Source organism: Pseudochrobactrum kiredjianiae (genome assembly GCF_030362795.1).
Taxonomy (GTDB): domain Bacteria; phylum Pseudomonadota; class Alphaproteobacteria; order Rhizobiales; family Rhizobiaceae; genus Pseudochrobactrum; species Pseudochrobactrum kiredjianiae.
Genome location: NZ_JAUCBM010000002.1, coordinates 348,680 through 361,309, shown reverse-complemented (window position 1 = coordinate 361,309; position 12,630 = coordinate 348,680). Strand labels below are relative to the sequence as shown.

The window sequence follows — 12,630 nt, the reverse complement described above, 5'->3', positions numbered from 1 at the left end:
TGAAATCCACATGCCGATCGGCCGATGGATTGGTTGAACACTGCAGCCATTGATCCCAACTACGGAATGGCCAACTGTCAGTTGGTTTTAGAACGGCACCGTGTCTAAGGTAGGAATCGGTTGGAGCGCATTTTTAATCTCGGTTAGCCTTGCAAGTAGTTCATCGAAAGTCACGATCACGATCTCTGCGAACGCATTTCGAACGAGCTCGAATGACTTTCTTTGCTGATGCTCTTGTGGCGTCATGCCAGCGACAACTATGCAGCGAACCGCATAGCTGTGGAGGTCGTATCGGTTCATGTTATTTTTTATGACGGGTAGTTCACTCTGCAATTTGAAACGCTGATCTAGAATTTGAGCAATCGCTCCACCCAATTCTGTCGATGGGCCAAAAACATCATCTCCACGATAGGGAGATTTTCCTAGCAGTTCGGTTTGCGGCTTTTTTATCTCAATGAGGCCAAGATTGCCCGTGGAAGCGGATGCGTATAGAAAATCTGAAAATTTTCCGCCGGACCCGTTAAGTCGCTTGCCACCTGCATAAGCTTGCCCCTGAACCAGCATGGCTGGAACGGCAAATGCAAGACTAAGTATGAAAGGATTTTCCAGAAAGAAGCTTTGCCACTTGCTTTCCGTCAGTCCTTTTCCAAGCATTTCCTGGTATCGCTCAATCAGTTGATTCAGTGTGATGAGCTCAATATCATTCTTTAATGCCAGCAGCGAGCGCGGCTCAGATTCCGCCAGTGCTTCTATATTGTCTTGAACCATGCGAACAGCGGCGCGCCGATCACGCTTGGAAAGCGTCACATGCTGCCGCCCACCATCGGTCATTTCCGTTAGTGCATCAGGTCTTACGCTCTTCTTTAGAGCGGGAAATTGTGCTGAATCGGCAGCATGTAATAAGGTCTGGTAGACATGAAATTGCTTGTCCTTGCGCGCGTCTCTCTGGTGGCGAGAGGCTATGCGATTTAATTCTTTTCTTAATTCATGAAATCTTCTTATTCCGAGAATAAAGAATGGCGAATCAATTTTCGCGTCATTTCCTTTGTGGACAATGAGTATGCTTACGTTTTCTAAGCTGGCGGCTGTTTCGCAAATTTGCCGATATTCCCACAGAAGCCCCAAACCGAATCGAAAATCTTTGGCAAACCCATCCGGCAACTGCTCAAGAAGCCCAACGACATCGTCAGTAGTCTCTGGCAGTATGTAGGGCTCGATAACAGGCCGAGCGACGACGATGCGTTCAAGGGTGCCGTATTTAGGTTGCAGGTAATCGTCGCGATCTTCTCGAATATTAAGAGGCCAAATGGTCAATCTGTCTGGACACACATTGAGCAGTCTCGCTATTGGCGAATCCGGCTTGCGCTCCGCTGCGGGAATATCAGTGAAGAAAACGTTAATGCCTTCCTCTTCCGGTTCGGCTGCTTCAATGACAAGGAAGGGGCCGCCGTCCAAACGCTCACGTTGATTGAATGCTGAAGGTCTGATAGATGCCATGAACTATTCTTGATCCCTACTGTTCAGAGAAACGATTTGCGGGCCTTGCCTCAGCGCAACCTTATGGTGCCTTCCGATCAGAATCGGACGACACACGATTGATGTCAAAGGGGAGTGCCTTATCTGCCGCGATTCGGGTCAGCAGCATCCGAATCGCATCCGAAATTGATAACCCCATTTCAGCCAGAACAACAGTTGCGGCTTCTTTAATCTGCCCGTCAATCCGGGCACGAACGACGTCGTTACTTGCCATTGTTGCGCTCACAATAGATGTAGCTACATTGTGGCTCATAAGTACTATTGCGTCACTTACATTTTGTTGTGAACAGTAGAGCATCCCGGCGTGCCGCCGTCGGGCTCGCGGGCGTTGCCCCGCGCCTCGTGCCGAGTCGCGGCCATGCGGCTTTGATCCCTGATGCCTCCGGCCGTCTCTTCGCTCCTGGCCTGCGCGCGGCGCTTGCCCTCCAGGGGATCGGCTGGACAGCCCATCCCCGCCGCGCCTTGCTTGGCGCCCCTCGCATGCACCGAACAGGTTGCACCTGATCGACCAACAGCCATCCAGCTAGGCGTGCCGCTGGCACGCAGGGGCGCTCGCCGCGCGGCGTTGGTTTCAGCGCACCCCCTGGCCCATTGGCCGCTGTTCGTCTTTCCCCAAGTTCATCGCTTTTTCCCGCGACCGTAGCCCGCGGTGCCTGGCCGTCAAGGCGCGCAGGGCCGAGTCCTCGCTGCGCTGCGGGCCGCACCAACCCTGCGCTTCTCCCTTGACGGCCAGTCCCTCGCTGGCCCGGTTTTTCGCGGGCGATGAACTCAGGAAAGACGGCGGCAAACAGGACCGGCCCAGGTCTCTGCGCCGAACCAACCGAAGCCACAACGGGCTCCGAATCTTGGAATCCGGTCAGCTTTGAAACCACAGCAACTCATTGGAGAAAACCATGCAACTCGCATCTCGATTCGCTTCCCATTCCCCGACGCTGCGCAGTGACTACCCGCTGTCCGACGACCAAATCCGCCGCGTAGCCCCGTCCATCTTCGCGGAGGCCCCGCACGATAGCCGCTCCGAACGGTACGCCTACATTCCCACCGCCGCCGTGCTGGCGGAACTGCGCAAGGAAGGGTTTGAACCCTTCATGGCAGCGCAAACCCGCGTGCGGCACGACGACCGCCGCGACTACACCAAACACATGATTCGCCTGCGCCATGCCAGTCAGATCAACGGCGCGGAAGCCAATGAAATCGTGCTGCTGAACTCGCACGACGGCACCAGCAGCTATCAGATGCTGGCCGGAATGTTCCGGTTCGTTTGCAGCAATGGCCTTGTGTGCGGCGATACCGTGGCCGATGTGCGCGTGCCGCACAAGGGCGACGTGGCCGGTTCTGTCATCGAAGGCGCTTTCGAGGTGTTGAGCGGCTTCGAACGCGTGAAGGAATCCCGCGACCTGATGCGCGCTATCACGCTGGACGAAGGCGAAGCCGAAGTGTTCGCCCGTTCCGCGCTGGCCCTCAAGTACGACCCCACCGATAACAAGCCCGCGCCCATCACGGAAAGCCAAATCCTGATGCCGCGCCGGTTCGACGACCGCCGCCCGGACTTGTGGAGCGTGTTCAACCGCACCCAAGAAAACCTGACCAAAGGCGGATTGCATGGCCGCAGCGCCAACGGACGCCGCCAGCAGACCCGCCCCGTGCAGGGCATTGATTCCGATGTGCGCCTCAATCGCGCCCTCTGGATGTTGGCCGATGGCCTGCGCCAGTTGAAGGCCTGATTCCCCACGCGGCAGGGGCAGGCAGCAGCCCTTGCCGCTTTCTTCGCTGCTGCATCCCTGAACCGATAGGAGTTATCACCATGAACGCCATTACCCAAACCGAAGCCCGCGCCCTCAACACCGCCGCCGCTATCCCGCTGGAAGCCGCCGACCCGACCAAGAACCTGATTTTGGTTCCGCTGTCGCGGCTGGTGTCGCGTCCTGCTGGCCGCAACGTGCGCAAGACCCCGCGCATGTCCATTCCCGAACTCGCCGCGAGCATTCAGCGTGTCGGCCTGCTGCAAAACCTCATCGTCATTGCCGCCGCCGATGGCGAGCATTACGAAGTCGTGGCCGGTGGCCGCAGGCTGGCCGCGTTGAAGCTGCTGGCGAAGAAGCGCCGCATCAGCAAGGAATGGGAAGTGCCTTGCCTGTTGGTGGCCGATGGCACCGCCCGCACGGCCAGCCTCACCGAGAACGTGCAGCGCGAAGCCATGCACCCCGCCGACCAGTTCGAGGCATTCGCCGCGCTGGTGGCCGAAGGCCGACCCATCGAGGACATAGCCGCCGATTTCAGCGTCACGCCGCTGGTGGTGCAGCGCCGCTTGAAGCTGGCGAACGTCTCGCCCCGGCTGCTGGCCGACTACCGCGCCGAAGCCGTGACGCTCGATCAGTTGATGGCCCTTGCCATCACCGACGACCACGCCGCGCAGGAAACCGCGTTCTACGACGCGCCGACGTGGCAGCGCAACCCTTCCCAATTGCGCGACCGCCTCACCGAGCGCGAGATTGACGCATACCGGCATCCGCTGGTGCGTTTCGTGGGGCTGGATACCTACGGAGCCGCAGGCGGTGGTGTGCGCCGTGACCTGTTCGCGGAAGGTGACGCGGGCGTGTATCTGACCGATGCCGCGCTGCTGGAACGGCTGGCGCAAGACAAGCTGGCAGGTATCGCCGCCGAGGTGAAGGACGAAGGCTGGGCGTGGGTGGATGCCACCCCCGCCGTGACCCATGCCGACCTGCACGCCTTCCAGCGTGCGCCGAGGGAGCGCCGCGAACCGAACAAGCGCGAAGCGCAGCGCATCGAGAAGCTGCAAACCAAGATGCACGAACTGGCCGCCGCCGTGGATGACGCGCTTGATACCGAAGACGAGGAAAAGGCCGATGCCTTGCAGGAAGAAGGCGAAGCCGTGGGCGAGCAGTTGCAGGCGCTGGAAGATGGCTTGCAGGACTACGGCACGACCGTGAAGGCCGCAGCCGGTGCCATCGTCACCATCGACCGCAACGGGCAGGCAGTGATTCATCGCGGGTTGATGCGCGAGGCCGAGGCCAAGGCGCTGCGCACACTGGAACGCCTGCGCCAAGGTTTCGGCAGCGAAAGCGAAGCCGGGAACGACGACGAAGGCGAGGACGACGAGCAGCCCAAGACCGCCGCCATGTCCGACAAGCTGGCGCAGCGGTTGAGCGCCCACCGCACCGCCGCGCTGCAAATCGAAGTCGCCCGGCATCCGCAAGTGGCGCTGGCCGCGCTGGTGCATGGCATGGTGCAGACCGTCTTGCAGGGCAGCCACTACGGCCACGACTTGCCGCTGGGCGTGAGCCTGAAAGCGCAAGACCGGCTGGAAGGCATCGCCCCGGATATACCGGATTCGCCCGCCGCCGTGGCGCTGCGCGAGTTGCAGCAGGTAGCAGGCGAAGGCTTGCCGGAGGACAGCGCCGAACTGTTCGCCGTGCTGCTAGCGAAGTCGCAAGATGAACTGGTGCGGCTGCTGGCGATATCCGTGGCCGTCACGGTGGACGTGGTGACACCCCGCGCCACGCCGCAGCAACCGGGCGCGGAACTGGCGCAGGCTGTCGGCTTGGACATGGCCGCATGGTGGAAGCCCACCAATGAGGGTTATTTCCGGCATGTGCCGAAGGCCGCGATTCTGGAAGCCGTGGAGCAGTACGCCCCGGCGCACGTCACCCGGCTGGCGAAGTTGAAGAAGGCCGACATTGCCAGCGAAGCCGAGCGGCTGGCCGATGGCACCGGCTGGATGCCTGCCATCTTCAAGGCCGAAGGCACCGACGACACCACGGCGCAGGATGCGCCGCAGGCGGTGACGAACGACGAGCCGGAAGCCATCGACAACGACGACGAGCAGCAGGCCCACGCACTCGCCGCCTGACCTTCACCACCACCGAGCGCCCCGGTTTCGGCCGGGGCGCTTCGCTGTTCCATCAGCATCGGCCCCAGGCCGTTCCGCCCTGGTGCCGATGGTCAAAAATCCGGGCGCGGCGGTGGCCGCGCCCGGTTTCCAAGCCCAAAGCCAGAACGCCCCTTCGCCGCCTTCGGGCGGACGGCGAAGGGGCGGCGCACAAGTGACCTTGTGCGCGGGAAACCCTCGAAGCCCATAAGTGCGTCGGCGCACAGCGCCGACGACATTCCGAACGCGCCCCACCGCAATGGACGGGCGTGTGGGGCTACGCCCCGGCTTGCTGCCGCAGGTTGCACGAAAGCGTGCCGTCCTCGACGCTGGCGGTTCGTCGCCTGTACGTCACGAAGGACGGTTCACCGACACGCCGCCCGGCCTTGCAATGGAGCTTCCACGCCACGCCTCACGCAAAGGGCCGCAAGCAGCAGTAGGGACGCTTTCACCTTGTCGCTGGGCATTGTCCTTGCCCGTGTCAGGGCGCAGGCCGGTGAAGCCGTCGCGCGGGGATGCCGAGTCGGCCATGCCTCCATTCGGGAGCGGGCGGCCAGTACGTCCTTGTGTTGTTGTGAATCCTGGCGGTGGCTGGGCTTCATGGCCGCAACCTTCCAGCGAAAACAATTCCCCCTGCGCTGCGCGCATTCCTCGCGGGACAAATTCTTTTCGCTTCCAGGTTCTCCACGGTGTTGCGACCGCTGCGCGGTGCGGCCAGCCCATCCCCCGCCGGACGGATCACAACAAGGACGCACTGGCGCGACCTTGTTCAACCCGAAAGGAGAAATCATCATGGCTAACATCGGCACCTTCACCGCAGAGAAAGACGGCTTCACCGGCCAGCTCCGCACCCTGACCCTCAACTTCAAGGTCAAGCTGGTTCCCAACGACAAGGGCGAGAACGAAAGCGCCCCGGACTTCCGCCTGCAAGCGGCCGGCCACGACTTCGGCGCGGCGTGGAAGAAAACCAGCGAGGCCGGGCGGGATTACCTGTCGGTGGCCATCGACGATCCTTCATTCCCGGCGACGGTCTATGCCCGCCTGATCGAAGGCGAGAATGACACGCACGACCTCATCTGGTCGCGCAGCAAGCCCAAGGCGGCCTGACGGCCGCCCACCGCGCCCCGCCCATTGCGGCGGGGCGCGGTGCTGCTGATCGCAGCATCGCACGCACAGGGTTTCGGCAGTTGCCCCATGTCCCGCATGTCCAAGGCCAGCATTGCATTGGTGATGGTCGAATGGCTCGAAGCCCGTGGCAGTAGGAACAGCATGGCGTGTCGGCGCATTGCGCCGCCGGGCTTTCGGGCTGCGCCCCATGCCGCCAATGGCGTCATGTCCATTCGGCTTCAATCCCTCACGCCTTCGCGCCTGGCGGCGCTGCGCGCTCCGCTTGCGGGCATTCAGACGCGCTAGGGCGCGTCGCGCTCTTTCAGCACGGCCTCGAACTCCTGGCGCACCCGCGCCAGCAGTTCGTCGGCCTTGTGCGTGTCGTCGCCGGCGTAGGCCAGCGTCAACAGCGTCAGCGGATGCACTTCCATGACCTCGCACAGCTCGGTCAGCTTGTGCAGGGTCGGACTTTTCAAGTCGCGCTCCAGCGTACTCATATAGGTGCGGCTGGACACGTCGGAGAACGCTTCCTGGCTCAAGCCTCGCGCCTTCCTGACTGTCCGTATTGCCGTTGCCAATGAGTGTTTCGCTGTCACTAACTTGGTTTCCCCATAAAAACCAAGATGACAGCCCATTGCGCCCTATAGGGCTACAATCTATAGTGTTCATTCATGGCTGAAAGGCCCGCTTTCGTGCTTTTACGGAAATCCGCAGATGCGGATTCCGACAGAACCGGGGAATCGCATCCGTGTCTTTCCGGCTTCCGACAATTCCGCTTCGGCGCTTCTGTTCTTCTACGGATGCGATGGCTTGCACATCGGTGCTTCCACACGAATGCACGGATGCGTTTCGGCAGTTCTGCGCTTCGGCACCAAAGCGCATTCGCGCATCGTCGGTTTCGTGGAGAAGCTGCCCATGACCCTGCCGCTTGTCACCGCTGATGAACGCGCCCGGCTGCTGGCCCACGGCGCGGCGCTCGCCGCTGGTCAGCGGCTCGACCCGCTGCCCGTGGTGCGCTTGTTCACCCCGGACGCGCATGTGACCTGGCTGCTGGTGTCGCTCGACCCGGCGGATGGCGACACGGCCTACGGCCTGATCGACCTCGGTATCGGTATGCCTGAGCTCGGGATGGTCAAGCTGTCCGACCTGGCGGGCATCGTCGGGCCGCGCAAGCTGCCGGTGCGGCGGGATCGGTATTTCCAGGCGGTGCGCCCGTTATCGGAGTACGTCCGGCTGGCGCAGGAGAACGGCGCGATCACGGACTGATGAAAACCAGCGCGGCCTAGCCAGCCGGGGCGCATCGTGACTATTTCAATCTTGATCAAGACCGTGCAGGTCTGAATCCGCATTCTTGCACCGAAGTGGTGCGATCCTGTTGAAAACAGTCCTGATCTTGGGCGCGGGCTGCGGCACGGTGTTCGGTGCTGCGCGTCATTTTCCTGAAGGCGTAGCCGTCGCATTCAGACGATTTCCGCAACACGCAGAGCCAAATGGTCTTGACACCGACAGTTACAGCCTAACCAATTTTGATGACGACCTGATGGCATTTCGATAGTTCCCGCATCGCGGAAATCGTGGCGACGCATCCCAAACAGAGGGAGGTTTCGCCATGACTGATCGCAGCGCCGAACACTGGTATCCGACAGCGGCCTATCTCTACGTTCTGCACCTTGACGGCCCTGCGCTGGCGTGGGAATACCTGCGCCGAAATCCCGACTACCGCCGCGACTGGCTGCGCCGCCGCCGCCGGCCGGACACGGCGCAGGCGTGGGGCCTGCGCCTGCTGGAAGACCCAGCCCTGGATGCGCGCGACGCGCATCCGGCCTGGTTTCCCGATCACGATGCCGTCGTGCAGGTTTACCCGGACGATGACCCGCCACCCGAAGCCCATGCCTTCGAGTTCTGGCGCGTCCCTGGCCGCAAGCAACTGATCCACGACGGCAAGCGCCTGGTGCTGGTGTCGCATTGGCCCGGCTGCTGCCTGCGGCTCGCGCTCGCGCCGGGCCTGGAAGACGGCATGGCCTACCTCTACGCCACCCGCGCCTGCGCCACGCCCTGCGCGCGCTATCGCACGCTCGCGTCCGAGCTGGACGCATTGGCCGTGGCCACGGTTGCCACGCCTGCGGCGGCGGCCCGTTCCAGGCCCACGACGGCCGCGGTGCTGGAACTGCACACCTTGCAGACGCTCGACGCGACCCTGGCGGGCGCGTCATTGCGCGAAGTGGCCGAAGGGCTGTTCGGCGCCGATGCCGTCGCCGCCGACTGGCACAAGGACAGCGCCTTACGTGCCCGCGTGCGGCGGCTGGTACGTCGTGGCGATGCGCTGATGCGTGGCGGCTATCGCCGCCTGGCACAGCTTCCGCCGCCGTTGCAGTAGGGGGGGACGTTTCGCGTCCCCCGTAGATCGTCCCTTAGCAAGCAGCCTCGCTTTCTTGAAAGTGCCTCTAACCGGCCGCGTGGTGTGGCCGGGCTTGATGGAGGTACATCCCATGCGACCCGCTCCCTTGCGGCCTGCCGCCGCTGCTGTCGCTGCGCCTGCGCAGCCCCAACGCTACCTGACCAACGACGAAGCCGCCGAGTACCTGCGCCTGTCGCCACGCACGCTGGAGAAACAGCGCGTGATCGGCGGCGGCCCGAAGTTCCGCAAGTTCGGCCGCCGCGTCATGTACGCGGTGTCCGACCTCGATGCCTGGGCCGACCAGCGCAGCTACGAGGCGACTTCCGACCCGGAATATGCCGAACGCCACGCGGGCGATTACCGTGATGGCCGCTGATCGCTGGCGCGTGGGTGGCCGTCGCCATGTCCAGCCCGCCAGGGCAAGCCTTGCAGCGCGAACAGCTCGACCTGTTCCGCGCGCTGCCGGGCGACATGGCACCCCGCGACAGCCAGGACTTGATGGCCTTTCCGTTCTTCTCGCTGGCGAAGTCGCGGCGTACCGCGCCGATCGACTTCCGCGCCGGCGGCATCACCATCCGCGTGGAGGGTACGCAGGAGCACGGCATCGCAACGATATGGGATGCCGACCTGCTGATTTGGGCCGCCTCGCAGATCGTGGAGGCGCGCGACGCGGGCTTGCGCCCGTCGCGCTGGATACGCGCCACTCCCTACGAGATCCTGCGCTTCATCGGGCGCGGCACGTCTCTCAACGACTACCTGCGCCTGAAAGCCGCGCTCGACCGGCTGCAATCGACCACGGTGGCCACGTCCATCCGCGAAACCACGGGAAGGCGATTGCATCGCTTCTCGTGGATCAACGAGTGGAAGGAACTGGCCGATGCCAGCGGCGTGCCGCTGGGCATCGAACTGATCCTGCCGGACTGGTTCTATGCGGGCGTGCTCGATGCCGCCTTGGTGCTGACCATCGACCCAGCCTATTTCCGCTTGAAGGGCGGGATCGAGCGCTGGCTGTACCGCCTGGTGCGCAAGCACGGCGGCAAGCAGCCGGGCGGCTGGCAATTCGACTTCCGGCACCTGCACCGCAAGTCGGGCAGCGCTGCGCGCTTCTCCGACTTCGCTTACGACCTGCGCGTCCTGGTGGCGCGGCAGTCGCTGCCCGGCTACGTCCTGGGCATCGAGCGAATGCCGGACGACGGACAAGAACTGCTGACCTTCCGGCCCGTGCTGCACACGGCACGGGGATAACTCGTGGAAAAGGTGTGGACGGCCTCGTGCTATCAGGAGTACCGGGTATCGTGCTATCGGGAGTACGCCTATCGTGCTATCAGGAGTACGAAAACGCCGGAAAGCCAATAACGGCGCGGGTTTGCGGCCCCTCTAACTTCCCTAACAAGAAATACATAACTTTTAGTAGAAGCGCGCCGTTTCGGTGGACAACCGAGAAACGGCACGGCGAACAGCGTTTTGCACGGCAGGTAAAGCCCGGCTTTCCAGCAGGGAGGGCCGCGCCATGATCCTCGCTCTGCTCAACCAGAAAGGCGGTGTCGGCAAGACCACGCTCGCCACGCACATCGCGGGCGAACTGGCGATGCGCGGCCAGCATGTCGTCCTGCTCGATGCCGACCCGCAGGGTTCATCCCTGGACTGGACGCAGCGCAGAAGCCAGCAAGGCTTGCCACGGCTGTTCAGCGCCGTGGGCCTCGCACGCGAAACGCTGCATCAGGAAGCGCCAGAACTCGCCAGGCGGGCCGATCACGTCATCATCGACGGGCCGCCGCGCATCGCCGCCTTGGCGCGCTCCGCGCTGCTGGCGGCCGAGCGCGTGCTGATCCCGGTGCAGCCCAGCCCCTACGACCTCTGGGCCAGCTCGGAAATGGTTTCGCTGATCCGCGAGGCGCAGGTGTTCCGGCCGCTGCTCCGCGCGGCCTTCGTCATCAACCGGCGCGTCAGCACCACCATCATCGGGCGCGAGGCGCGGCAATCGCTCGCCGAACAGCCGCTGCCCGCGCTGCGCTCGGAGGTGCATCAGCGCATCGTCTTCGCCGACAGCGTGGCCGCTGGCCGGCTCGCACGCGAGACAGCGCCCGACAGTGCCGCCGCCCGCGAAATCACCGCCCTGGTGGACGAACTGCTGCGGTGGCCGACATGACAGCGCAGCAGCCACCCAACAGCAAACGCACGGGCAAGCGCGTCGGCATCGGCGCACGTCCGCCCGCGAATCCGCACGCCGAGGCGTGGATTCGTCAGGGCGATGCCGACGCGCTGGGCAAAGGCGACCTCTACACGGCCCGCCTCACGCTCGACATCACGCCCGCCATGCGGGCGCGCATCAAGGTGTCGGCCTTCACGCAAGGCGTGACCGTGGCCGACCTGCTGCGCGGCCTGCTGGAGCGGGAGTTTCCGCCGGAGAACACACCATGAACGCATTCGCTTGGCCTGCCGCGAACGCGGCACCGGCTGCGCCGCTGCCTGCGCTTTCGGCACTCGCCGGACAGGCCGGCAATGTGCCGCTGACGCGCGTTTCGCTGGCCTACCTCGAACATCGCTTCAAGCTCTACCTGCGCTTCGGCGAACCGGCGCGCACGCTTCAGCTCGACCGCTGGCGGCGCTGCGCGGTGTTCCTGCCGGGCGCGATGCTCTGCCGCATCCGCTGGCAGGCCAACGACTACGGCACGATCCGCTGGCAACTCATGGTGATGCAGGCTTGCACACCGCTGGACGCGGCGCAGCGCATCCCCGGTGTTCAGCCGGGCGCGCGCTTGCTCCTACACACCGAAGGCGATGCCAACGTGCGCGCCGTGCTGGAGCGCATCGACGGCATCGAGGCGCTGGGCATCGCTGCCATCGACGTGTCGCCGGCGTACTGGCGCACGCTGGGCAACCGTCTTGCGGCTCGCCTTGCGCTGCCCGAATACACCACCGAGCGGCATACCGCCTGGCTGGCCGGGAAGGTGCTGCCATGACCGCCCCGACCACCACACCCAACGCGCCCGACGTGGCGCCGCGTCCTCGCTCACGCCTGCGCGCTCGCATCGTGCTGGCGACACTGGCCGCCATCGGCTTCGCTGCGCTGGCCTGGGCGGCTTTCGTGTCGCCGCTGCCGCGTCTGACCTACAACCCGTCCGACAGCGTGGCGGTCGGCTGGTATCGCATTGACCCGTTCGACCCGCGCACCGCCTCGCTGCCACGTCCGTTGTCCGTGGACAGCATCGTGCTGGTGCCGCTTCCGGCCACGGCTGCCGCGCTCGCTGCGCAGCGCGGCTACCTGCCGACGCGCGTTCCGCTGCTCAAACGTGTGGGCGCGGTCGCGCCGCAACACGTCTGCATCGTCGCCGGTCAGGTACGCATCGACGGCGTGCCTTCGGCCGCCGTACTGCCCGCCGACCGGCTGGGCCGGGCGCTGCCGTCCTTGCAGCTTTGCCGCCGCCTTGAACCGGGCGAACTGCTCCTGTTGAGCGTGACGAATCCAGCATCGTTCGACAGCCGCTATTTCGGCCCGGTCAGCGCATCCGCCGTGATCGGCGTTGCGCATCCGGTGTGGCCGGAGATACGCCCATGATGGCCGCCGATTCGCTGCGCTCTGACGTGCCATCGGGCATGTCGTTCTGCTGGCTGCTTCAGTGTCGCTGCGCCTGTCGTGCCGGTGCATTCGCACCGCACGTCGCGCAGCATCCGGCGCAGCCGTCCAACGTTCAGGCGT

General features: G+C 63.8%; 15 protein-coding genes. 12 read left to right on the top strand and 3 right to left on the bottom strand.

The window, feature by feature from the left end; all coding sequences use genetic code 11:
- Positions 1–87: 87 nt before the first annotated feature.
- Entirely contained in the window at positions 88–1,497 is a 1,410-nt protein-coding gene (locus QUF18_RS07685) for a Shedu immune nuclease family protein (protein WP_004883043.1), read from the bottom strand.
- Between the two features lie 61 nt (positions 1,498–1,558).
- Positions 1,559–1,750, bottom strand: a complete 192-nt coding sequence (locus QUF18_RS07680; RefSeq protein WP_004883046.1) for a type II toxin-antitoxin system RelB/DinJ family antitoxin — start codon at positions 1,748–1,750, stop codon at positions 1,559–1,561.
- A 679-nt stretch (positions 1,751–2,429) separates the two neighbouring features.
- Between QUF18_RS07680 and QUF18_RS07675 the strand changes: the two genes are divergently transcribed.
- From QUF18_RS07675 to QUF18_RS07660, 4 genes are all read left to right on the top strand, one after another.
- Positions 2,430–3,260 carry a DUF932 domain-containing protein gene (locus QUF18_RS07675; RefSeq protein WP_004883049.1) on the top strand — a complete coding sequence of 277 codons (831 nt, stop codon included), beginning with the start codon at positions 2,430–2,432 and terminating at the stop codon, positions 3,258–3,260.
- 80 nt (positions 3,261–3,340) lie between these two features.
- The gene (locus QUF18_RS07670) at positions 3,341–5,407 is read left to right on the top strand and encodes a ParB/RepB/Spo0J family partition protein (protein WP_004883050.1); all 2,067 of its coding nucleotides are present in this window, start codon (positions 3,341–3,343) and stop codon (positions 5,405–5,407) included.
- 810 nt (positions 5,408–6,217) lie between these two features.
- The gene (locus QUF18_RS07665; protein ID WP_004883051.1) at positions 6,218–6,532 is read left to right on the top strand and encodes a DUF736 domain-containing protein; all 315 of its coding nucleotides are present in this window, start codon (positions 6,218–6,220) and stop codon (positions 6,530–6,532) included.
- Between the two features lie 87 nt (positions 6,533–6,619).
- Positions 6,620–6,838 (top strand): hypothetical protein, encoded by a 219-nt coding sequence (locus QUF18_RS07660; RefSeq protein WP_103790875.1) that lies wholly within the window; start codon positions 6,620–6,622, stop codon positions 6,836–6,838.
- Here QUF18_RS07660 and QUF18_RS07655 read toward each other — a convergent pair.
- On the bottom strand, positions 6,835–7,167 hold the full coding sequence (locus tag QUF18_RS07655) for a helix-turn-helix domain-containing protein (protein WP_004883052.1): 333 nt from the start codon (positions 7,165–7,167) through the stop codon (positions 6,835–6,837). The two genes, QUF18_RS07660 and QUF18_RS07655, sit on opposite strands and share 4 nt — an antisense overlap.
- Positions 7,168–7,246: 79 nt before the next feature.
- On the opposite strand from QUF18_RS07655, the gene QUF18_RS20500 reads away from it, so the two are divergent.
- The 8 genes from QUF18_RS20500 to QUF18_RS07615 all read left to right on the top strand — a co-directional run bounded on the left by QUF18_RS20500 (position 7,247) and on the right by QUF18_RS07615 (position 12,489).
- A complete protein-coding gene (locus tag QUF18_RS20500; RefSeq protein WP_004883053.1) occupies positions 7,247–7,798 on the top strand; it encodes a DUF2958 domain-containing protein in 552 nt (183 codons plus the stop codon).
- Positions 7,799–8,141: 343 nt separating this feature from the next.
- Complete coding sequence (locus QUF18_RS07645) at positions 8,142–8,909, top strand: DUF2285 domain-containing protein (protein ID WP_004883055.1); 768 nt, start codon at positions 8,142–8,144, stop codon at positions 8,907–8,909.
- Between the two features lie 112 nt (positions 8,910–9,021).
- Positions 9,022–9,306 carry a helix-turn-helix transcriptional regulator gene (locus QUF18_RS07640; protein WP_004883058.1) on the top strand — a complete coding sequence of 95 codons (285 nt, stop codon included), beginning with the start codon at positions 9,022–9,024 and terminating at the stop codon, positions 9,304–9,306.
- A 26-nt stretch (positions 9,307–9,332) separates the two neighbouring features.
- Positions 9,333–10,175: a replication initiator protein A gene (locus QUF18_RS07635; protein WP_004883059.1), complete on the top strand. Its 843-nt coding sequence runs from the start codon at positions 9,333–9,335 to the stop codon at positions 10,173–10,175.
- A 265-nt stretch (positions 10,176–10,440) separates the two neighbouring features.
- Positions 10,441–11,079 carry a ParA family partition ATPase gene (parA, locus tag QUF18_RS07630; protein ID WP_004883061.1) on the top strand — a complete coding sequence of 213 codons (639 nt, stop codon included), beginning with the start codon at positions 10,441–10,443 and terminating at the stop codon, positions 11,077–11,079.
- A complete protein-coding gene (locus QUF18_RS07625; RefSeq protein ID WP_004883063.1) occupies positions 11,076–11,351 on the top strand; it encodes a hypothetical protein in 276 nt (91 codons plus the stop codon). Before parA ends, QUF18_RS07625 begins: the two co-directional genes overlap by 4 nt.
- Positions 11,348–11,893, top strand: coding sequence for a DUF2840 domain-containing protein (locus QUF18_RS07620; protein ID WP_004883064.1), 546 nt, complete (start codon positions 11,348–11,350; stop codon positions 11,891–11,893). Before QUF18_RS07625 ends, QUF18_RS07620 begins: the two co-directional genes overlap by 4 nt.
- A complete protein-coding gene (locus QUF18_RS07615; protein WP_004883067.1) occupies positions 11,890–12,489 on the top strand; it encodes a S26 family signal peptidase in 600 nt (199 codons plus the stop codon). Before QUF18_RS07620 ends, QUF18_RS07615 begins: the two co-directional genes overlap by 4 nt.
- Positions 12,490–12,630 lie beyond the last annotated feature (141 nt).

Excerpts from the sequence above, each read along its gene's own strand:
- QUF18_RS07685 (WP_004883043.1), bottom strand. The coding sequence starts at position 1,497 with ATGGCATCTATCAGACCTTCAGCATTCAATCAACGTGAGCGTTTGGAC.
- QUF18_RS07680 (WP_004883046.1), bottom strand. The coding sequence starts at position 1,750 with ATGGCAAGTAACGACGTCGTTCGTGCCCGGATTGACGGGCAGATTAAA.
- QUF18_RS07675 (WP_004883049.1), top strand. The coding sequence starts at position 2,430 with ATGCAACTCGCATCTCGATTCGCTTCCCATTCCCCGACGCTGCGCAGT.
- QUF18_RS07670 (WP_004883050.1), top strand. The coding sequence starts at position 3,341 with ATGAACGCCATTACCCAAACCGAAGCCCGCGCCCTCAACACCGCCGCC.
- QUF18_RS07665 (WP_004883051.1), top strand. The coding sequence starts at position 6,218 with ATGGCTAACATCGGCACCTTCACCGCAGAGAAAGACGGCTTCACCGGC.
- QUF18_RS07660 (WP_103790875.1), top strand. The coding sequence starts at position 6,620 with ATGTCCCGCATGTCCAAGGCCAGCATTGCATTGGTGATGGTCGAATGG.
- QUF18_RS07655 (WP_004883052.1), bottom strand. The coding sequence starts at position 7,167 with ATGGGCTGTCATCTTGGTTTTTATGGGGAAACCAAGTTAGTGACAGCG.
- QUF18_RS20500 (WP_004883053.1), top strand. The coding sequence starts at position 7,247 with ATGCGGATTCCGACAGAACCGGGGAATCGCATCCGTGTCTTTCCGGCT.
- QUF18_RS07645 (WP_004883055.1), top strand. The coding sequence starts at position 8,142 with ATGACTGATCGCAGCGCCGAACACTGGTATCCGACAGCGGCCTATCTC.
- QUF18_RS07640 (WP_004883058.1), top strand. The coding sequence starts at position 9,022 with ATGCGACCCGCTCCCTTGCGGCCTGCCGCCGCTGCTGTCGCTGCGCCT.
- QUF18_RS07635 (WP_004883059.1), top strand. The coding sequence starts at position 9,333 with ATGTCCAGCCCGCCAGGGCAAGCCTTGCAGCGCGAACAGCTCGACCTG.
- parA (WP_004883061.1), top strand. The coding sequence starts at position 10,441 with ATGATCCTCGCTCTGCTCAACCAGAAAGGCGGTGTCGGCAAGACCACG.
- QUF18_RS07625 (WP_004883063.1), top strand. The coding sequence starts at position 11,076 with ATGACAGCGCAGCAGCCACCCAACAGCAAACGCACGGGCAAGCGCGTC.
- QUF18_RS07620 (WP_004883064.1), top strand. The coding sequence starts at position 11,348 with ATGAACGCATTCGCTTGGCCTGCCGCGAACGCGGCACCGGCTGCGCCG.
- QUF18_RS07615 (WP_004883067.1), top strand. The coding sequence starts at position 11,890 with ATGACCGCCCCGACCACCACACCCAACGCGCCCGACGTGGCGCCGCGT.